This is a genomic window from Geodermatophilus sp. SYSU D01186, assembly GCF_054050215.1.
Genome location: NZ_JBJGYW010000045.1, coordinates 13,553 through 33,192 on the forward strand (window position 1 = coordinate 13,553; position 19,640 = coordinate 33,192).

Below are 19,640 nucleotides of genomic sequence, written 5' to 3' on the forward strand. Positions count from 1 at the left end.
GGTGGTGCGCCGGGCTCAGTCGGCCCGGGGCCCGTCCGTCACCGGCGGAGGACGTACGGACCGGCCTTGCCGCCCTTGTCCGACTCCACCCAGACCTGGGAGCCGGGGACGGCCGGGACGGCGTTGCGGACCGCGAAGGTCCACGTGCCGAAGGTGGCGCCGGCCGCCGGCGGGGCCACGATGGCGGTCCCGATGACCGGACCGGTGGCGCTGGTGGAGCGGATCGTGATCGTCGCGCCGGCGATGGTGCCGGTGCCGTTGACCTCGAGCCGGTCACCGGCGCGGTAGCGGCCGCCGGTGATCGTGACCGTGTCGTTGGTCACGGCGTCCGGCGTCCCCGTGGCGGTGCCCGCCGGGCTGCTGCCCTGGTCGTTCACGGCGACGACGCTGACCGTGTACGCCGTCCCGGCGGTCAGGCCGGTCAGCGTGGCCGTCGTGGCCGGGGCGACGACCACCGCCGACACCGCCGTCCCGGTGGCCGGGGTCGCGGTGACCTCGTAGCGGGAGATGGCGGAGGCACCGGTCTGCTCGGGAGCAGTCCAGCTCACCACCAGGCTGCCCTGGCCGGCCTGCGTGCTGACCCCGGTCGGGGCACCGGGGAGCGTCGGGGCCGGACCGGAGGTACCGGGCTCGTACGTGCCCTCAGCGGTGCCGATGTTGCCGGCGGCGTCGAAGGCGGCGACCTTGACCACGGTGCCGGCCGCGGTGACCGGGATGGTCGCGCCCTCCGGGAGGTGGATGGCGGTCAGCGACGGCATGTCGATGTCGACCACGTCGCTGCCGTCGAGGGTGTAGTAGACGTCCACGGCCTCGTTCGCGGTGACGGTGATCTCACCGGTCTCGGTGTTGGGCGTGAGCGTCACGGTCGGGTCCGTGACGTCCCCGGTCTCCGGGTTCTGGTCCGGAGCCCCGGAGGCCGCCGCGTACGGCTTGCTCAGCACCGTGTCCGCCCCGGTGCCCTGGGCGGCCCGCACCTCCACGAGGTACTCCGTGGTCGCGGTCAGACCGGTGAAGTCGGCACGGATCGCGCTGGCGCCGACCTTCTTCCCGACCATGTTGCCGTCGGGGTCGGTCAGCGTCACGTGGTAGCCGCTGACGGGCGCGCCACCGGCCACCGGCGGAGCCGCGACCCAGTTGACGGTCATGGACTCACCGTTGGCGGAGCGGACGAAGCCCGCCTCACCGGGGCCGGGCTGGGCGGCGTCGCCGGGGCCGGCCGGGCAGCCACCCATGCCGGGACCGCCGACCTCGCCGTGCTCGGCGATGGTGATGCCGGAGCGCTCGTCGCCGTCGGCCGCGGCCCAGGACATGATCCGGGAGGTCCCGCCGAGGGCGGTCTGCGCGGTGGCGTCGTCCAGGAAGGTGTAGGTCGCGACCACCTGGTCCGGGTTGGTGGTGGACCGCGCCAGCGTGGACGTGTACCCCTCGTCGCCGGTGCCGTCGGCGACGGCGCGGGCGTCGCGGCGGGCCACCGCGGTGTCCTTGAGGTCGGGCTGGATGATGCGGGCCTCGAGCCGGTCCAGGGGGATGGCGGCGGGGACGTCGCTGATCACCGTCACCGTGCTGCCGCTGATCGACTCGGACGCCACCGAGATGTCGGCCACGGGCATGTCGAAGACCTGACCGTTGATGGTCAGCTCGACCCGGTCGTTGCCGGTGATGTCCGGGGTCACGTTCAGGCCGGACGGAGCGCCCTGGCCCCAGCACGCGCCGCCGGGGTGGTTGATCTCGAAGGCGACGCCGTCCTCGGGGTAGTTCACGTCGGCGGTGGTCTGGCCGACCACCGTGGTCCCGCGGAACACCTTGACCGTCGCCGTGCTGCCCGCCGGCAGGCCCTCGAAGCCCTCGATGGTCATGAAGTCCCGGTCGGGGAAGACGACGAGGTTGTTCGGCAGCGTGGGCAGCGCCGCCTGGGCGACCCCGCTGCTCAGGACGACGGATCCGACGGCGACGGTCGCGGCGGAGAACAGGCCGAGGGCCCGCCTCCCGCCGGTGGTGAGGGACGGTCGCGTCGCGGCGGTGGGCACAGACCCACCTCCGCGACGGCGGCCACCCTTGGTGGTCGTGCGTGCACTCATGGCTACTCCGCTGCTTCGAGCTTCCCCCCGATCGGGTGACCGGAGCCGTACGCAGACGGTCGTCGGTGAGGGGGGCCGATCCGAAGCCGTGCCGTGGGGGTCCTATGACCCCCAATACGGAGGAGTGCGCCGAGCGGTCCCCGGCGGCCCCGTCGAGGGCGCGACGGACCGCGTCGGGCCGGCATCCACGGCCCGACCTGCGGTCTCGGCGAGGGTCAGTCCGTCCCGACGGGGGAACGGGGGACGACGAGCACCGGCCGGTGCGCGCAGTGCAGCAGGGCGCGGGGGACGCTGCCGACCAGCAGCTCACGCGAGGCCGACCGGCCCCGGCTGCCGACGGCGATGACCGCGGCGCCGCGGGCGGCGGCGGTCTCGGCCAGGGTCGAGGCGGTGGCCCGCGCGCTGCCGGGACGCCCCGAGCACGGCACGGTGAGCAGCTCGGCGCCGTCCGGGGCGGTGGGTCCGGGGCCCGGGCCGGGCTCGGCGACGGCCACGAGGAGCTGCTGGCGGCTGGGGAACAGGGCGGCAGCCGAGGCGATCGCCCGGGCCGCGCCGGCCGACCCGTCGGTGCCGACCATGACCGGCCCCGAGGCGGCCGCGGCCCACTCGGACGTCGTCAGCGGGTAGGGCACCACCAGCACCGGCACCGGGCTGACGTGGATGACCAGCTCGGAGACGCTGCCCAGCGCTGCCCGCACGCCGCCGAGCCCGCGGGTGCCGACGACGACGAGGTCGGCGCCGATCTCCTCCGCCGTCCGGGCGAACTGGTAGCCGTCGCCGCCGAAGGCCCGCTTGACCAGGGGCTCGGCCTCCCAGCCGGCGGCGCGGGCCAGCTTGACGCCGTTGCCGGCCAGGCGCTCGGCCTCGGCCCGGCCCTCCGTCTCCAGCAGGTCGCCCAGCTGCTGCAGCCCGGAGGAGCGGCCGGCCAGCCGCTGCCGCAGCTCCGGGGAGGTGAAGGGCGGCTCCCACAGGTGCAGGACCGACGCGGAGGCGGTGGGCACGAGGGTGGCCGCGGCCTCGATCGCGTTGACCGCGCTCGGCGAGCCGTCGTAACCGACGAGCACGCGCAGGGACCGACCGGAGTTGTCTGGGGCGCTCATGGCGGCATTCTCCCCGACGGGCCGCGGGACGTGGACCGGCTGGTCAGAGGTAGGCGCGGGGGTCGACCGCCGGCGGCAGCTCCCCGGGCACGATCCGCCGTCCGGAGATCGCGTGGGGGATCAGCCGCACCCAGTGGCCGGTGTCGCCCGGTGCCCACGGCTCGACGCCGGTGGCGTGGGTACGGGCGACGAGGTCGGCCCGGTGCGCGTCCCCGACCTCCTCGGCCTGGCCGCGCACCAGCACGCTCCAGCCGCTGCGGGTCCGCCGGTCGATCTCGTCCACCTCGAAGGCGACGTTGGCGTGCTCGGCGGCGGTCAGCTTGGTGCCGGCGCGGGTGCGGATGACGATCGTCGTCCCGTCGAGGGCGAAGTTCACCGGGAAGACGAGGGGGTGGTGCTCGGCGTTCACGGCCAGCCGGCCGATCTCCTGGGTGGCCAGCAGCCGGTAGCACTCGTCGGCCGGGATCTCCTCGAGGGCGGCGTCGGTCATGGTCCCCATCCTCGGGGCCCGGCGTTGCGCACGCCACGTGCGCCCCTCGCCGCCCATGGGGTAGGCAGGGGGCGGGCCCCGCCCGGGGCGCCGGAGCCGGCCGGAGGTGCGCAGATGGACGAGCAGGACTGGACCGCGGTGGTGGGCGCCGCCATCCGGGCGCCGTCGATCCACAACACGCAGCCCTGGCGGTTCACCGCGACACCGGACCGGCTCGAGCTGCACCTGGACCGCGACCGGGCGCTGCCGGTGCTCGACCCCACCGGCCGCCAGCAGGTGATCAGCTGCGGGGTCGCGGCCGAGTTCGCCGCGGTGGCGCTGCGGTCCGCCGGCGTCGAGGCCGCCGTCGACCTGCTGCCCGACCCCGCCGACCCCGACCACCTGGCCACCGTGCGGGCGGGGGCTGCGCGCGAGGTGACCGCCGAGGACCGCTCCCTCGCCGAGGCGATCGGCCGGCGGCACACCGAGCGGGCGCCCTTCGCGGCCCGCGCCGTGCCGGACGAGCTGGTCGACCGGCTGCAGGCCGACATCGGACGGCTCGGGGTGTGGGTCAAGCCCATCACCGAGTCGGAGGAGGAGGTCGCGACCGTCTTCCTCATCTCCCGGGCGGAGGAGATGGAGCGCAGCGACCCGGAGTACGTCGCGGAGCTGGAGCGCTGGCTGCGGACCGACCCGGCCGCGGTGGACGGCGTCCCCGTCGAGGCGGTCCCGAGCGAGGACCCCGCGACCCGGCCGTCGAACTGGCTGATCCGGGACTTCGTCGTCGGCAGCCGCGGCGCGCACGGCGCCTTCCTGCCCGAGGGGGACGCCGGCGCGCCGCCGCCGGCGGTGGAGCGGCCGACGGTCGTGCTGCTGGGCACCGACAACGACGACCGGACGGCGTGGCTGCTGGCCGGTCAGGCGCTGGGGCGGCTGCTGCTGCGGGCGACCGCGGACGGGCTGGCCGCCTCGCCGCTCACCCAGGCGCTGGACTGGCCGGCGACGCGCACCCGCATGCGGGCGCGGCTGTCGCTGGTGGGGCACCCGCAGATGCTGCTGCGCATGGGTTACCCGTCGACGGGGGAGGCGCCGCACTCGGGCCGGCGACCGGTCGCCGACGTGCTGCGCTTCTCGCCGGCCGGCTGACCGGGCCGGTTCAGCCGCGGCGGGTGGTGGCCCAGGGGTCCTCGGGGTCGTGGTCGTCGTCGGCCTGCTGGCCCTCGGGGGTGGCACCGGCGGGCGCCGAGCGGGCGGTGGCGGCCTCCAGGGCGGCGTCCCGTTCCCGGGCCTGCTGGGCGCGCGCCGCCCGCTCCTGCTCCCGCAGCTCCCGGCGGGTGGGCCGGTCGGACTCGGCGGGGCGGTCCCGCAGCCGCCACAGGCCGGCCCCGGCCAGCGCCAGGCCGACCGGCAGCACGTAGGCCGCGGCCCGCTCGGTGCCGCCCTCGCCGAGGTGACGGGTGATCCCGGCGACGAAGAAGACGGTGGCCGCCGTGCCGACGAGCCCGAGCACGGCCAGCGTCGTGCCGAGCGCCTCGGACCGCCGCCGCACGGCGTAGGCGAGCGCGATCAACCCCAGCCCACCACCGACCAGGTGGAGCCCGGCCCCGGCCTCGTGCAGGGACTGCTGCCCGTCCATCGGGAACAGCCCGACGAGCACCACGCCGACGGCGGCCGCGGCGAGCAGGGCGGCCGCGATCCGGCCCGCGGCGCCGGCCAGCGCGGGGCGCAGCAGCAGGACCCCGGCGGCGATCAGCACGCCCTGGGCGATGAACGAGGCGTTCATCAGCGTGTGCGCGGGCGAGGTGGCCGCGCCGAGCTCGCTGATCAGGTCGTCGGCGCGGGAGTAGCCGTCGGCCTGCAGCTGCACGACCGTCTCGACGACGAAGAACTGCAGGGTCAGCAACCAGGCGAGCGCGCCCCAGCGGTACCGGGTGGGAGTCACGGACGCCATGGTCCCAGCCGCTCAGCCCCGGTCCGGCAGCCGGGCGAGGACGGCGGCGAACGCGGACGCCGACAGCCAGGAGGGGTTGCTGCCGGCGGGCATGCGCAGCACCTCGGCGCTCCGGACGTCGGGGTCGCCGAGCAACTCGGCGCGGGGCACGGGCCGGACCAGCCGGGTGAGCCGGACGTCGACGACCGGCCCGTCGGCGCGGTCCTCGGGCTCGCCGGTGACTTCGCCCAGGGCGTGGACGCCGGGGTCGGTGCGGCCGCTCACCCACAGCAGGCACGGCTGGCCGGGGCGCACCAGGTCCAGCCGGTAGGAGCGGCGCACGCAGCGGGTCAGCTCACGCGCCGCGCCCACGGGCCAGCCGGGGTCGATGGCCGCCGGCGGCCGGGTGGACTTCAGCACCCAGCACGCGACGTCCCCCGTCGTCAGCCGGGCCACGGGCAACGACCCCTCACGCCTCGAGCGACGGGGCCGCGGTGCCGTTCGGCAGCCACCGGGGGACGGCATCGGGCCGGGTGGACCCGGCGCGGGGGCCGGAGGCTCCCCGCCGGGGACACGGGCAGCGGCTCAGTGGCGGCCGGGACGGCACGTGGCCGCGGTGCGGTCCGGAGGACCGCAGAGGGGAGTGCCGCGGGGCGGTCCGGAGGACCGCAGATCAATCAGTCGCCGAGTGCTGGTCGGCGCCGGCCGGGTCGGCGTCGTCGGAGTCGACCATCTGCCGCTCCTGCTCGGTGCGGTGCTGGAGGGCGTCGTCGTTGGGCCGGTCGTAGCCGCCGGCGTGCTGGGACCGGTCGCGCGGTGCGGACTCGGTGGTCTCCATGACGTCGTCGAGGTCGGGTCGGTCGGGCTCGCTCACGAGGGGCTCCGCTTCGTCGGGCATGTCGGTTCCCGGAGGCCATAGCCAGCCCGCCGCCGCCCCAACCGTGATCAGCGCTGCTCCAGCCGGGCCGCGGGCACCCACGCCTCGACCAGCACCGGACCGTGCGGACCGGCGAGGGCGTAGGTCACCCGGCCGAGCCAGCCGCCGTCGTCCTGCCGCCACTCGACGAGCAGCCCGGGCCACACGCCGGGTGCACCCGGCGGGTCGTGCACCCAGCAGTGCCGGCCGCGGCCGTCCGCCCGGCGACCGCTGTCGGTCGCCGGGCGCGGCAGCTCGGACGGGGACGCGGCGGCAGCGACCCCGGACTCCGCCGCCCGCTCCCCGAGGGAGCGGCGACCCGAGCGCCCTGGGTGCATGCCGCCGGCCATGGGGAGAGTCTGGCACGTCGATCGAACACGCGTTCGACCGACACGGTCTCAGGCGCTGTCCGCCACGCCCTTCGCCAGCGTCTCGGCCACGGCCGCGACGAGGGGGTGGGCGGGGAGGTCCTCGACGGTCACCGGCAGCGGCAGCGACCAGTTGGGCCGGTCGGTGGTGCCCGGCATGTTGGGCCGGCGCCGCTCGGCGACGGCGTCGTCCAGCGTCGCGGACAGCAGCAGGGACGGCGCCTCCGCCAGCCGCTCGTGCGCCCGCTTGACCGCCGTCTCCGGCCGGGCGTTCTTCCGGACGCCGGACAGCTTCGCCAGCAGCGACCGCCGGCCCTCCTCGAGCTCCTCGTCGCTGCCCGTGCCGTGCTCGCGCTGCTCCTCGACGTCGGCGCCGCTCCACAACCCGGCCACGGTGGGCAGGTCGTGGGTGGTGATCGCGGCCATCGCCTCGACCGGCCACTGCGCCGGGTCGTCCTCCTCGAACCACAGCAGCCGGTAGCTGAGGATGCCGTGCTCGGCCATCGCCTCGCGGACGCCGTCCTCGACGGTGCCGAGGTCCTCGCCGACGACGACCGCCTGCGCCCGGGCGCTCTCCAGGGCGACGATGTCGAGCAGGTCCTCGGCGGGGTAGCGGACGTAGGCGCCGTCGGCCGGGCTCTCGCCCCGGGGCACCCACCACAGCCGGAACAGGCCCATGACGTGGTCGATGCGCAGCCCGCCGGCACCGGCCATCGTGGCGCGGATCGACTGGATGAACGGCTCGTAGTCCGCGGCGCGCAGCCGCCACGGGATCAGTGGCGGTGAGCCCCAGTCCTGGCCCTGGGAGTTGAACGCGTCCGGGGGCGCGCCCACGGAGGCGCCGTCGGCCAGCACGTCCTGCCAGGTCCAGGCGTCGGCCCCGCCGCCGGCGACGCCGATCGGGAGGTCCTGGATGACGGTCATGCCCTCGGTCGCGCGTTCCAGCTGCAGGTGCAGGCACCACTGCAGCCAGGCGTGGAAGGCGACGTCGCGCTCGTGCTCGGCGACGAACCGGCCGACGGCCTCGCTGCGCGGGTCGCGCAGCTCCTCGGCCCAGGTGTGCCAGTCGGGGCCGTGCACGTCGGCGAGGGCGCACCAGGTGGCCCAGTCCTGCAGCGGCTGGCCCTGGTGCCACCACCAGTCGGGGAAGGCGGGGTCGTCGCGGCCGGTGGCGTCGAACACCCGCCGCAGCACCTCGCGCTTGCGGGCCCAGATCGCGTCGCGGTCGATCAGGTCGCCGTCGGAGAGCGCCCGGCCGGCGTCCACCTCGAGGTCGACGGCGCCCGCGCCGGGTACCTCCGGCACCCGCAGGTAGACGGGGTTGCGGAAGCGCCGGGTGGCCGGCAGGTAGGGGCTGGACTCCTGGCCCGGCGTCGGGGCGACGGCGTGCAGCGGGTTGATGAGGACGAAGCCCGCGCCCTGACCGGCGGCCATCTCGCGGACGGCGCGCAGGTCGCCGAGGTCGCCGATGCCCCAGCTGTCGCGGCTGCGGGTGGCGTAGAGCTGCACCGCCCAGCCCCAGGCGCGCTCCTCGGGCAACCAGCAGCGGCCGGGGGAGACGATCAGTCGCCGGCGGTGGCCACCCGGCGCCTGCAGCCAGTGGTAGCCGAGCGGGAAGTCCTCGGGCAGTTCGCCGTCCACGTGCCGGACGGAGCCGTCCTCGCAGGTCACCTCGGCCTCGTCGACCTCGAGGGCGTCCCCGGGCCGGGCCACGATCGGCGCGCGGTCCTCGAGGTCGGCCGGGGGCGTCCCGATCACCTCCCGCAACCGCTCGATGGTGGCCTCGGCGACGTGGTGTTCCTCGTCGAGGGCGTCGAGCCAGCCGGCGTCGATGCCCCACTCGTCGGTGGTCGGGGTGCGCGTCACGCCTCGATACTCCCCACGCCGCGCTCCGTCCACACGGCACGACGCGAGTGGTGCCGGTCTCTCGTCTCGACCTCCCAGCCGCTGGAGGGTGCAGGGTCGGGGCCGTGGACGACGGCGCGCTCACGATCGGGCAGCTCGCGGACCGGCTCGGCGTCCCCGTGCGGACGGTGCGCCTTCTGGTCCGACGAGGGGCTGGTCGACCCGCCGGCCCGGTCGGCGGGCGGCTACCGGCTCCACGACGCCGCGGCGGTGGCCCGGCTGGACCTCGTGCGCACCCTGGGCGGACTGGTCGCCCTGGGCCACGCCCTGGACCTGGAGATCGTCGCCGAGGGCATCGAGCAGGAGCGCCGGCGCACCCACCTGCGCGACGGGCACGTGGGGCTCGCGCAGGGTCACCTGTTCGCCGCACCCCTCGGGCGTACCGACGCCGAGTTGCTGCTGCTCGGCGGGGCCACCACCCCGACCGCCGACGAGCCGGGGACCACCGCTCCCGCCTGACGCGGCCGGGGCTCTGGGGTGCCGGCCGCCGCCTGCCGCCAGTCGATCATGGGGTCGTGTCGCCCGCAGCGGCGTGTCGCCGCGTGTCGGCGGCGACGACTCCACTCTCGATCCGAGAGTCGGGGGTCAGCCGGGTCCGGAGTCAGGAGTCGCTGTCCCGCCGGGCCTGCTGGACGGCGGCGGCGTCACCGCACGCGTGCAGCCAGCGCGTTCGGATGCCGGGGCGCCCGGGGTAGGGGAGGCCCATGACGGTGATCGGCTTCCACAACTCGCACGAGCAGGTCCACCCCGCGGCGCTGCTGACCGCCGTCCGGCACGCGGAGCAGGTGGGCTTCACCGCGGCCATGTGCTCCGACCACCTGACCCCCTGGAACCCGCGGCAGGGGCACTCCGGGTTCGCGTGGTCCTGGCTGGGTGCCGCGCTGGCCACCACGGGCCTGCCCTTCGGTGCGGTCAACGCCCCCGGCCAGCGCTACCACCCGGTGGTCATCGCCCAGGCGATCGCCACCCTCGGCGCGATGTTCCCCGGCCGGTTCTGGGTCGCGCTCGGCAGCGGCGAGGCGATGAACGAGCACGTCACCGGCGACAAGTGGCCGCGCAAGGAACTGCGCGACGCCCGGCTGCGCGAGTGCGTCGACGTCATCCGCGCCCTCCTGGCCGGCGAGGAGGTCAGCCACGACGGGCTGGTCACCGTCGACCGCGCCCGCGTCTACACCCTCCCCGAGCAGCAGCCGGCCCTCATCGCCCCCGCGGTCAGCGTCGAGACCGCCCGGCGCGGCGCCGACTGGGCCGACGGCCTGGTCACCATCAACCAGCCGCACGACAAGCTCCGGGACATGATCGCCGCGTACCGGGACGCCGGCGGCCGGGGCAAGCTGGTCCTGCAGGTGCACGTCAGCTGGGACCCCGACCCCGACCGGGCCCTCGCCGTGGCCCACGACCAGTGGCGCAGCAACGTCTTCCCCCCGCCGCTGTGCTGGGACCTCGACAGCCCGGAGGCGTTCGAGCACGCCAGCGCGCACGTGACCCCGGAGGCGGTCACCGGCGCCGTCCGCGTCTCCGCCGACCTGGGCCAGCACGCGGCCTGGATCGCCGAGTACGTGGAGCTCGGCTTCGACGACGTCTACCTCCACCAGGTCGGCGGCGACCAGATCGCCTTCCTCGACGCGTTCGGCGAGAAGGTGCTGCCGCGGCTCGACGTCACGGCGCCGGGGCCCGCCGTCGCGATCGACCCGCCCGGACCGGCCGGCCCGCGCCGCCCCGAACAGACGCCGCACCCCGCCGGGATCGCCTGACCCGCATCCACCGGACCCCCGCCCGGCGAAGTCCGGGTGCGGTCGCCGTTCGGCCGCGTCCGACGACACGGGACGGGGACGAGATGACCGACGTGGACGACCTCATCCGGCGGGTCAACGCGCGGGAGCCGATGCCGGCCGTGGAGCTGCGCCGGGCCCGGGAGCTGCTCGATCGGCACGCCCGCACCGGCCGGCCGGGACTCGCCGAGGCCCGGGTGCGCGTGGCCGTCCTGCTGGAGAAGCTGGGCGAGTGACCCCGGCCGGTCCCCTAGGGTGCGAGGGCGTGGACGTCACCGTGCGCGCGCTCACCGAGGACGACGTCCCGGCGCTGACCCGGCTGCTGGTCGCCAACCGGGAGTTCCTCGCGCCGTGGGACCCGCAGCGCCCCGACGAGTACTTCACCGAGGACGTCCAGCGCGCCGAGGCCCGCCGCACCCTCGAGCGGTACCGGCAGGGCGCCGTCCTGCCCGGTGTGGTGCTCGTCGACGGCGAGCCGGCCGGGCGGGTCAACGTCAACAACGTCGTCCGTGGCTCGTTCCTGTCCGGAGACCTCGGCTACTGGGTCAGCGAGCACGTCACCGGTCGCGGCGTGGCCACCGCCGCGGTGGCCGCCATGGTCGGGCTGGCCTTCGGCGAGGCCGGCCTGCACCGGCTGCAGGCCGGCACCCTCGTGCACAACTCCGCCTCGCAGCGGGTGCTGCGGCGCAACCGGTTCGAGCGGATCGGCTTCGCGCCGCGGTACCTGCGCATCGCCGGGCGCTGGCAGGACCACCTGCTGTTCCAGCTGCTCAACGAGCCGGCGGACTGAGCGCGGCGCGCCGGAGTGCGGTAGGGACGACGGCAGCCCCCGACGAGAGGACGCCGCCATGCGGATCACCGACACCAGCGATCTCTGGTGGAAGACCGCCGTCGTCTACTGCCTGGACGTCGAGACCTACCTGGACTGGAACGGCGACGGCTGCGGCGACTTCGCCGGCCTCGCCCAGCGCATCGACCACCTCGCCGACCTCGGCGTCACCTGCCTGTGGCTGATGCCCTTCTACCCGACCGCCGAGCGCGACGACGGCTACGACATCACCGACTTCTACGGCGTCGACCCGCGACTGGGCACCCACGGTGACCTGGTCGAGGTGGTGCGGACGGCGAACGACCGCGGCATGCGGGTGATCGTCGACCTCGTGGTCAACCACACCTCGGTCCAGCACCCGTGGTTCCAGCGCGCCCGGCAGAGCCGGGACGACCCGTACCACGACTTCTACGTCTGGCGCGACGACGAGCCGCCGGACACCTCCGACCAGGTGGTCTTCCCCGACCAGGAGCAGAGCACCTGGACCTACAACGAGCCGACCGGGGAGTGGTACCAGCACCGCTTCTACAAGGAGCAGCCCGACCTGAACGTGGCCGACCCCCGGGTGCGCGACGAGGTCGCCAAGATCATGGGCTTCTGGCTGCAGCTGGGCCTGTCCGGGTTCCGCGTCGACGCCGTCCCGTTCTTCCTCGAGGTGCAGCCGGAGGACGCCGGGGAGCTGCCCGACCCGCACCAGTACCTGCGGGCGCTGCGCTCGTTGCTCGGCCGCCGCACCGGCGACGGGATCCTGCTCGGCGAGGTCAACCTGCCGCACGAGCAGCAGGTCGAGTTCTTCGGCGGTGCCGACGGCGACGAGCTGACCATGCTGTTCGACTTCGTCGGGATGCAGGCGCTGTACCTGTCGCTGGCCCGCGCCGATGCCGGCCCGGTCAGCCGCGCGCTCTCCGAGCGCCCCGCGGTGAGCCCGGACAGCCAGTGGGCCACCTTCGTCCGCAACCACGACGAGCTCACCCTCGACAAGCTCTCCGACGACGAGCGGCAGGAGGTCTTCGCCGCGTTCGGCCCCGAGGAGCGGATGCAGGTCTACGGCCGGGGGCTGCGGCGCCGGCTGCCGCCGATGCTGGACGGCGACCCGCGGCGGGTCCGCATGGTCTACAGCCTGCTGTTCTCCCTGCCCGGCACCCCGGTGCTGTTCTACGGGGAGGAGATCGGCATGGGGGAGGACCTCGACGCCGAGGGCCGCCTCGCCGTCCGGACGCCGATGCAGTGGACGTCGGGCCGCAACGGCGGGTTCTCGACCGTCGAGGACCCCACCCTGCTGCCCGGCCCCGTGGTCGACGGCGGGTTCGCCCCGGAGTTCGTCAACGTCGCCGACCAGCGGCACGACCCGGACTCGCTGCTGTCGTTCATGAAGCTGCTCATCCGGCGCTACCGGGAGTCCCCGGAGCTCGGCTGGGGGACCTACGACGTGCTCGAGCAGCCGCACCCCGAGGTGCTGGCCCACCTGTGCAGCTGGGACGACGGCACTCTGGTCGCCGTCCACAACCTCGGACCCGAGCCCCGCACGGTGCCGCTCTCCCTGCCGGAGTGCGGCTCGGGGCACCGGCTGGTGGACCTGCTCCAGCCCGGTGAGGAACAGGTGGACGACAAGGGCGGGGTGGAGCTGGCGCTCGGCGGTTACGGGTACCGCTGGCTGCGGGTGGTCGCTCCCGGTAGCCGCCGGCTGGTGTGAGGATCGATGCGTCGACACGTCGACGTGTCGACACCGCGGTGTCGCCCGGGCCGCCTAGCGTGGCACCGATGACCGAGGCACCCCGCACCCCGACCCCGCCGACCGCCGAGCTGCCCGTGTCCGGCGCCGTCCCCTCCGGAGAGCCGACCCCGCCCGACCCGACGGTCACCGGGCCGATCGAGACCGGTCCGCCGCCGGTGCCGTTCCCGGGTCTCGAGGGCGCGACCGCCGCGGGCGCCACCGCCGTGCCCCCGTCGACGCAGCCGCCGGCCCCGGTGCAGCCCCCGGCGCCGGAGCCGCCCGTCCCGGCTCCGGCGCCCGCCCCGGCTGGTGCCCCGGCGGCCGAGGGGCACCAGCCGACGACGCCGGTGACGGGGCGGCCGCGGATCGGTCCCCGCCGGCCCGGGACCCTGACCCGGATGGGCCCGTGGGCGCCGGTGGCCGGTGCCCTCCTCGGCCTGGTCGCGGGCATCGTCGTCTCGCTCCTGCTCGGTGGGGTGGCCGAGGCGTTCAGCGAGCGGCTGGCGCTGGTGTTCCTCACCGTCGGGCTGACGATGCTCGGCGCGGCCGGTGCGCTGCTGGCCGACGAGGTGCGGCTGGTCCGCCGGGGTGCGCGCGAGGCGGGCATCCGGCCGGCCTGGGTGGAGGCCACCGCGAACCTCATCAACGGCCTCACCCCGGCCCGGCTGCTCCTGCTGTCCAGCGCGTTCGTGCTGTTCCTCGCCGCCTACGTCGCCTGAGCAGCGGCGACCACCTGAGCGGACCGCCGCTCACGTGTAGGCCTGCACCGCCAGGTGGACCGCCAGTCCGATCCCCGCGACGGCGATGATGCGGCGCAGCGCGGTCTGCGGGGCGCGGCGGACCACGCGCGGCCCGATCCGGCCGCCGAGGAACAGCCCGATCGCCAGGGGCAGCGCCGCCGACCAGGCGACGTCGGTGAGCAGGACGAAGCCGACGGCGGCCACCGCGTTGGCCATGCCGAGTACCACGTTCTTCAGCGCGTTCCCGATCGGGAGCCCCTCGCCCGTGGTGAGCAGGAACATCGCCAGCATCATCACCCCGGCCGCGGCGCCGAAGTAGCCGCCGTAGACGCCCACCGCGAACGTGCCCAGCGGCAGCCACCACGGGTCGCGGTGGGTCGGGTGGGCCCGGGCGCCCTCCTCGGCGAGCTCCCGCGGCGGCCGCTGCAGCAGCATGGCGATCGAGGCCCCGCCGATCAGCCACGGCACGATCGCCTCGAACGCCTCCGAGGGGGTCAGCAGCAGCAGCGCGGCCCCCGCGACGCCGCCGAGCACCGCGCCGGTCCCCAGCCGCAGCAGCCGCCGTCCCTGGCCCCGCAGCTCCGGGCGGGAGGCGCTGACCGCGCCCACGCTGTTGAGCACCAGCGAGACGGTGTTGGTGACGTTGGCCGTGACCGGCGCGATGCCGGTGGCCAGCAGCGCCGGGTAGCTGATCAGGGAGGCGAGGCCCGCGATGCTGCCGGTCAGCCCGGCGCCGATGCCGGCCAGGACGAGGAACCCGAACTCCGGCACGGTCACCGCTCGCCTGCTCCCGTCACGTCCGTCAGCTTGCCTGCCATCCCGGGCGGTTCAGCTCACCGGGTCAGCAGCACCGCGATGGCCACGCAGCCCAGCGCGACGATCGCCGTCCGCAGCACGGGGGCGGGCAGCCGCCGGCCGAAGCGCGCGCCGGTCCAGCCGCCGAGGAGGGAGCCGCCGGCGACCAGGGCGGCCGCCGTCCAGTCGACGCGGTCGGTGGCGACCACGACGTAGGCCCCCGCGGCGACGGCGTTGACCGCCAGCGTCAGCACGTTCTTGATCGCGTTGAGCCGCTGCAGCGGCTCGTGCAGCAGCAGGCCGAAGACGCCGATCTGCAGCACGCCCTGGCTGGCCGCGAAGTAGCCGCCGTAGCTGCCGGTGGCGTAGGCGCCGGCGAAGAGGGCGGTCAGCCGGCCGCGGCCGATCCGCTGCGGGCCGGCGTCCTCGGCGCGGCGGCGGGCCAGGGCCCGCTGCACCAGCGGCTGGACGGCGACCAGCACGACGGCCAGCCCGACCAGGACCGGCACCACCGCCTCGAACGCCGCCGCCGGCAGGTGCAGCAGCAGGAACGCACCGGTCAGCGCGCCCAGCACCGAGGCGGGCAGCAGCCGCATCAGGAGGCCGCGCTGGCCGGCGAGCTCGCGCCGGTAGCCGATCGAGCCGGTCAGGTTGCCCGGCACCAGGCCGAGGGAGTTGCTGACCGTCGCGGTGACCGGCGGCAGGCCGACGGCCAGCAGCACCGGGAAGGTGACCAGCGTGCCCGAGCCGACGACGGCGTTGATGCTCCCGGCGGCCATCCCCGCCGCGGCCACCGCGACCATCTCCCACCCGGTCATCGCGTCGAGCGTGGCACGCGCAGCGGCCGGGGCGCCGCCGGCGGGGGTGTGACCCCGCTCATGCGGCCGCTCCGCCCCCACCCGCGTCGGTCATGGTGTTGCTGCCGCTGCTCGGGGCGTGTCCGCCCGTGTCGCCTGCAACAACCCCATGATCGACAGCGGGGGGAGATCGACGGGCGACGGGGGAGGACCGCAGGAACTCAGTCCTTGCGGCCGGCGTCCACCACGCGGAGGACGACGTGGCCCTCCTCGTCGGAGGCGTCGAGATCGACCGCCACGTCGATGCCCCAGTCGTGGTCGCCCGCGGGGTCGTCGACGATCTGCCGCACCCGCCACACCCCGGGCTCGCTCTTGTCCCAGACCAGGAGGGCGGGACCGCGGGCGTCGGCGCCGGTGTTCACCTCGTCGTGCTCGGCGAAGTAGGCCTGCACGACCTCGCCCCAGCGGTCGGCGTCCCACCCGGAGCCGCGGTCGAGCTCGCCGAGGTCGTACCAGCGGCGGCGGGCCCACAGCTCCACCCGGCGGAACAGCGCGTTGCGGACCATCGCGGTGAACGCCCGCTCGTTGCCGGTGAGCGGCCGCGGCCGGGCCGGGACGGCGACCGGCTCGTCCAGCGGCTGGTCGGGCGAGGTGAGCTGCTCCCACTCGTCCAGCAGCGAGGAGTCGACCTGCCGGACCAGCTCGCCCAGCCACTCGACGAGGTCGGTGACCTCCTCCGTGCGCGCCGCCGTCGGGACGCCGGAGCGCAGCGCCTTGAACGCGTCGGACAGGTACCGCAGCACCGCGCCCTCGGACCGGGTGAGCCCGTAGGTGTTGACGAACTCCCGGAAGGTGAAGGCCCGCTCCCACATCTCGCGGACGACGGCCTTCGGCGACAGGTGCGCGTCGGCCGCCCACGGGTTGCTGCGCACGTAGACCTCGAAGGCGTGCCCGAGCAGCTCCTCCAGCGGCTTCGGGTACGTGATGCCCTCGAGCAGCTCCATCCGCTCCTCGTACTCCACGCCCTCGGCCTTCATCTGGGCCACCGCCTCGCCCTTGGCCTTGTTCAGCTGTGCGGCGAGGACCTGCCGGGGGTCGTCGAGGGTGGCCTCGATGACGCTCACGACGTCGAGCGCGTAGGTGTCGCTCGCCGGGTCGAGCAGCTCGATCGCGGCCAGCGCGAAGGTCGACAGCGGCTGGTTGAGCGCGAAGTCCGGGGGCAGGTCGACGGTCAGGCCGTAGCGCCGGCCGTCGGGCTCGGGCTCCGGCAGCCGCTCCAGCACGCCGGCCTGCAGCAGCGAGCGGGCGATGCCGATCGCCTCGCGGATGTGCCGCAGCTGCCGCTTGCGGGGCTCGTGGTTCTCGGTGAGCAGCCGGCGCATCGCGACGAACGGATCGCCGGGGCGGTCGACGACGTCGAGCACCATCGCCGTCGACACCCGCATGTTGCTGGTCAGCGGCTCGGGATCGGCCGCGACCAGCCGGTTCATGGTCGCCTCGGACCACGGCACCATGCCCTCGGGTGCCTTGCGGCGCACCAGCTTGCGGCGCTTCTTCGGGTCGTCGGCGACCTTGGCGAACTGCTTGAGGTTCTCCACCTCGTGCTCGGGCGCCTGGACGACGACGGTGCCGGCGGTGTCGTAGCCGGCCCGCCCCGCCCGGCCGGCGATCTGGTGGAACTCGCGGGCGTTGAGCAGCCGCGTGCGGGTGCCGTCGTACTTGGACAGCGCGGAGAACACCACGGTGCGGATCGGCACGTTGATGCCCACGCCGAGGGTGTCGGTGCCGCAGATGACCTTGAGCAGCCCGGCCTGGGCCAGCTGCTCCACCAGCCGCCGGTACTTGGGCAGCATCCCCGCGTGGTGGACGCCGATGCCGTGGCGGACCAGCCGCGACAGCGTCGTCCCGAAGGAGGAGGTGAAGCGGAAGCCGCCGATCATCTCGGCGATCGCGGCCTTCTCCTCCTTGCTGCACACGTTGACGCTCATCAGCGCCTGCGCCCGCTCCAGCGCGGAGGCCTGGGTGAAGTGGACGACGTAGACCGGCGCCTGCCGGGTGTCCAGCAGCTCCTGGATCGTTTCGTGCATCGGGGTCGTCGCGTAGTAGTGGTGCAGCGGCACCGGGCGCTCGGCGTTGGCGACCAGGGCGGTGGGCCGGCCGGTGCGTCGGGTGAGGTCCTCGCGCAGCCAGGTGGTGTCGCCGAGGGTGGCGCTCATCAGCAGGAACTGCGCCTTCGGCAGCTCCAGCAGCGGCACCTGCCAGGCCCAGCCGCGGTCCGGGTCGCCGTAGAAGTGGAACTCGTCCATGACCACGAGGCCGACGTCGGCGTCCGCACCCTCGCGCAGCGCGATGTTGGCCAGCACCTCGGCGGTGCAGGCGATGATCGGGGCGTCCCGGTTGACCGCCGCGTCACCGGTCAGCATGCCGACGTTCTCCGCGCCGAAGACCCCGCACAGCGCGAAGAACTTCTCACTGACCAGCGCCTTGATCGGCGCGGTGTACCAGCTCCGCCGTCCCGCGGCCAGCGCCGCGTACTGCGCACCGGTGGCCACCAGCGACTTGCCCGAGCCGGTCGGCGTCGCGAGCACGACGTTGGCGCCGCTGACCAGCTCGATCAGCGCCTCCTCCTGCGCCGGGTACAGCACGGTGCCGTTCCCCTCCGCCCACGCGGCGAAGGAGGTGAACAGCTCGTCGGGGTCGGCGCCGCGCGCACGGAGGGCGGCGAGGTCGCTGGGGTCGTCGAGGAGGGGAGGGGCGGTCGCGGTCATCGTGGGGGACAGCGTGCCTGACGCGCCTTCCCTTCCCGCGGCACGGCCCTTCCCGGCGGGCCGTCCGGTTCCGTAGCCGACGGCGGGGGTAGGCGGCACCAGACCCGCCCGCGAACCAGGAGGACGACGACGTGTCTTCACCCCGCCCCGAGTCCCAGCCCGCCCAGCAGCAGGACGTCCCCGGCACGCTGGGGGAGATGCAGCCCAAGCCCGACCACGGGGAGGAGAGCTACCGCGGCTCCGGCCGGCTCACCGGCAAGGCGGCGGTCATCACCGGCGGGGACAGCGGCATCGGCCGCGCGGTCGCGATCGCCTTCGCCCGCGAGGGGGCCGACGTCCTGATCTCCTACCTGAACGAGCACGAGGACGCCGAGGACACCAAGAAGTACGTCGAGGAGGCCGGCCGCAGGTGCGTGCTCGTGCCCGGCGACCTCGCCGACCGGGCGCACGCCAAGACGATCATCCCCCAGGCCGTCGAGGCGTTCGGGAGGATCGACGTCCTGGTGAACAACGCCGCGTTCCAGATGAGCCACCCGACGCTGGAGGAGATCTCCGACGACGAGTGGGACCACACCGTCGCGCTCAACCTCTCGGCGATGTTCACCCTGTGCAAGGACGCCATCCCGCACATGCAGCCGGGCGCGTCGATCATCAACTCCTCGTCGGTCAACTCCGACAACCCGAGCCCGCACCTGATCGCCTACGCGATGACCAAGGCCGGCATCGCCAACTTCACCGCGTCGCTGGCGCAGATGTACGCGGACAAGGGGATCCGGGCCAACAGCGTCGCGCCCGGCCCGATCTGGACGCCGCTGATCCCGGCCACCATGGACGAGGAGAAGGTGGAGAGCTTCGGCCAGCAGGTGCCGATCGGCCGGCCCGGCCAGCCCGCCGAGCTCGCACCGGTCTACGTGCTGCTGGCCAGCGACGAGGCCTCGTACGTCTCGGGTGCCCGCGTGGCGGTCACCGGGGGCAAGCCGATCCTGTGAGCACCGGAGTCGCTCGAGCGCGGGGATCGCGCTCGAGCGACTCCGCTCAGCGCACCGCGGCGGCGATGCGGGCGACGTCGGCGGGGGTCACCCGGCAGCAGCCGCCGACCAGCCGGGCGCCGGCGTCCAGCCAGCCCGGCACGTCGCCGGCAGGGACGCCGGGCGACCCGGTCCAGCGCCGGGCCGCCGCGTCCCACCCCTCGCCGCTGTTGGGGTAGGCGACCAGCGGCGTGCCGGCTGCCGCGGCGGCGGCGAGGGAGGGCCCGACGGCGGGGGGGGGGGGGGGGGGGGGGGGGGGGGGGGGCGGGGCGCGCCCCCCCCCCCCCCCCCCCCCCCCCCCCCCCACCGCCCGGGACAGCACCTCGAGCGCCGACTGCGCGAAGGTGGGCGCGTCGAGCCCGCTGGCGGCCAGGCCGCCCACCTGCGCCCGCACCCGTTCGGTGATCATGCTGCTGGTCACGGCGGACAGT

General features: G+C 75.1%; 20 protein-coding genes. 8 read left to right on the top strand and 12 right to left on the bottom strand.

Annotated elements, in window-relative coordinates:
• Nucleotides 1-38: 38 nt before the first annotated feature.
• The 3 genes from ACI784_RS22990 to ACI784_RS23000 form a co-directional block, all read right to left on the bottom strand.
• Complete coding sequence (locus ACI784_RS22990; RefSeq protein ID WP_457015059.1) at nucleotides 39-2,027, bottom strand: fibronectin type III domain-containing protein; 1,989 nt, start codon at nucleotides 2,025-2,027, stop codon at nucleotides 39-41.
• Between the two features lie 266 nt (nucleotides 2,028-2,293).
• Nucleotides 2,294-3,178: a universal stress protein gene (locus ACI784_RS22995; protein ID WP_456925099.1), complete on the bottom strand. Its 885-nt coding sequence runs from the start codon at nucleotides 3,176-3,178 to the stop codon at nucleotides 2,294-2,296.
• 43 nt (nucleotides 3,179-3,221) lie between these two features.
• On the bottom strand, nucleotides 3,222-3,668 hold the full coding sequence (locus ACI784_RS23000; RefSeq protein ID WP_456925098.1) for a pyridoxamine 5'-phosphate oxidase family protein: 447 nt from the start codon (nucleotides 3,666-3,668) through the stop codon (nucleotides 3,222-3,224).
• Nucleotides 3,669-3,782: 114 nt separating this feature from the next.
• Here ACI784_RS23000 and ACI784_RS23005 point away from each other — a divergent pair, with 114 nt between their 5' ends.
• The gene (locus ACI784_RS23005) at nucleotides 3,783-4,793 is read left to right on the top strand and encodes an Acg family FMN-binding oxidoreductase (protein WP_457015060.1); all 1,011 of its coding nucleotides are present in this window, start codon (nucleotides 3,783-3,785) and stop codon (nucleotides 4,791-4,793) included.
• A gap of 10 nt (nucleotides 4,794-4,803) precedes the next feature.
• On the opposite strand, the gene ACI784_RS23010 is transcribed toward ACI784_RS23005, so the two are convergent.
• From ACI784_RS23010 to malQ, 5 genes are all read right to left on the bottom strand, one after another.
• Complete coding sequence (locus tag ACI784_RS23010) at nucleotides 4,804-5,598, bottom strand: DUF998 domain-containing protein (RefSeq protein ID WP_457015061.1); 795 nt, start codon at nucleotides 5,596-5,598, stop codon at nucleotides 4,804-4,806.
• A gap of 12 nt (nucleotides 5,599-5,610) precedes the next feature.
• Complete coding sequence (locus ACI784_RS23015; protein ID WP_457015062.1) at nucleotides 5,611-6,033, bottom strand: hypothetical protein; 423 nt, start codon at nucleotides 6,031-6,033, stop codon at nucleotides 5,611-5,613.
• 217 nt (nucleotides 6,034-6,250) lie between these two features.
• Nucleotides 6,251-6,451, bottom strand: a complete 201-nt coding sequence (locus tag ACI784_RS23020; protein WP_456925094.1) for a hypothetical protein — start codon at nucleotides 6,449-6,451, stop codon at nucleotides 6,251-6,253.
• Nucleotides 6,452-6,522: 71 nt separating this feature from the next.
• The gene (locus ACI784_RS23025) at nucleotides 6,523-6,843 is read right to left on the bottom strand and encodes a hypothetical protein (protein ID WP_457015063.1); all 321 of its coding nucleotides are present in this window, start codon (nucleotides 6,841-6,843) and stop codon (nucleotides 6,523-6,525) included.
• Nucleotides 6,844-6,891: 48 nt separating this feature from the next.
• A complete protein-coding gene (gene malQ / locus ACI784_RS23030) occupies nucleotides 6,892-8,727 on the bottom strand; it encodes a 4-alpha-glucanotransferase (protein WP_457015065.1) in 1,836 nt (611 codons plus the stop codon).
• A 249-nt stretch (nucleotides 8,728-8,976) separates the two neighbouring features.
• Between malQ and ACI784_RS23035 the strand changes: the two genes are divergently transcribed.
• From ACI784_RS23035 to ACI784_RS23060, 6 genes are all read left to right on the top strand, one after another.
• On the top strand, nucleotides 8,977-9,225 hold the full coding sequence (locus ACI784_RS23035) for a hypothetical protein (RefSeq protein WP_457015066.1): 249 nt from the start codon (nucleotides 8,977-8,979) through the stop codon (nucleotides 9,223-9,225).
• 245 nt (nucleotides 9,226-9,470) lie between these two features.
• Nucleotides 9,471-10,520, top strand: a complete 1,050-nt coding sequence (locus ACI784_RS23040; protein ID WP_457015067.1) for a TIGR03885 family FMN-dependent LLM class oxidoreductase — start codon at nucleotides 9,471-9,473, stop codon at nucleotides 10,518-10,520.
• An 83-nt stretch (nucleotides 10,521-10,603) separates the two neighbouring features.
• Nucleotides 10,604-10,774, top strand: a complete 171-nt coding sequence (locus tag ACI784_RS23045; RefSeq protein ID WP_456925089.1) for a hypothetical protein — start codon at nucleotides 10,604-10,606, stop codon at nucleotides 10,772-10,774.
• A gap of 29 nt (nucleotides 10,775-10,803) precedes the next feature.
• Nucleotides 10,804-11,328 (top strand): GNAT family N-acetyltransferase, encoded by a 525-nt coding sequence (locus ACI784_RS23050; protein ID WP_456925088.1) that lies wholly within the window; start codon nucleotides 10,804-10,806, stop codon nucleotides 11,326-11,328.
• 58 nt (nucleotides 11,329-11,386) lie between these two features.
• On the top strand, nucleotides 11,387-13,060 hold the full coding sequence (locus ACI784_RS23055; protein ID WP_456925087.1) for an alpha-amylase family protein: 1,674 nt from the start codon (nucleotides 11,387-11,389) through the stop codon (nucleotides 13,058-13,060).
• Nucleotides 13,061-13,128: 68 nt separating this feature from the next.
• Complete coding sequence (locus ACI784_RS23060; protein WP_457015068.1) at nucleotides 13,129-13,800, top strand: hypothetical protein; 672 nt, start codon at nucleotides 13,129-13,131, stop codon at nucleotides 13,798-13,800.
• Nucleotides 13,801-13,830: 30 nt separating this feature from the next.
• Here ACI784_RS23060 and ACI784_RS23065 read toward each other — a convergent pair whose 3' ends face one another.
• The 3 genes from ACI784_RS23065 to ACI784_RS23075 all read right to left on the bottom strand — a co-directional run bounded on the left by ACI784_RS23065 (nucleotide 13,831) and on the right by ACI784_RS23075 (nucleotide 18,181).
• Nucleotides 13,831-14,598 carry a sulfite exporter TauE/SafE family protein gene (locus ACI784_RS23065; protein WP_456925085.1) on the bottom strand — a complete coding sequence of 256 codons (768 nt, stop codon included), beginning with the start codon at nucleotides 14,596-14,598 and terminating at the stop codon, nucleotides 13,831-13,833.
• A gap of 56 nt (nucleotides 14,599-14,654) precedes the next feature.
• Entirely contained in the window at nucleotides 14,655-15,434 is a 780-nt protein-coding gene (locus ACI784_RS23070) for a sulfite exporter TauE/SafE family protein (protein WP_456925084.1), read from the bottom strand.
• 200 nt (nucleotides 15,435-15,634) lie between these two features.
• Nucleotides 15,635-18,181, bottom strand: a complete 2,547-nt coding sequence (locus ACI784_RS23075) for a DEAD/DEAH box helicase (RefSeq protein ID WP_457015069.1) — start codon at nucleotides 18,179-18,181, stop codon at nucleotides 15,635-15,637.
• A gap of 131 nt (nucleotides 18,182-18,312) precedes the next feature.
• Here ACI784_RS23075 and ACI784_RS23080 point away from each other — a divergent pair, with 131 nt between their 5' ends.
• Nucleotides 18,313-19,170: an SDR family oxidoreductase gene (locus tag ACI784_RS23080; RefSeq protein ID WP_456925082.1), complete on the top strand. Its 858-nt coding sequence runs from the start codon at nucleotides 18,313-18,315 to the stop codon at nucleotides 19,168-19,170.
• Nucleotides 19,171-19,216: 46 nt separating this feature from the next.
• Here the strand turns inward: ACI784_RS23080 and ACI784_RS23085 are convergent, their stop codons facing one another.
• A complete protein-coding gene (locus ACI784_RS23085; RefSeq protein WP_457015070.1) occupies nucleotides 19,217-19,618 on the bottom strand; it encodes a homocysteine S-methyltransferase family protein in 402 nt (133 codons plus the stop codon).
• Between the last annotated feature and the right edge of the window lie 22 nt (nucleotides 19,619-19,640).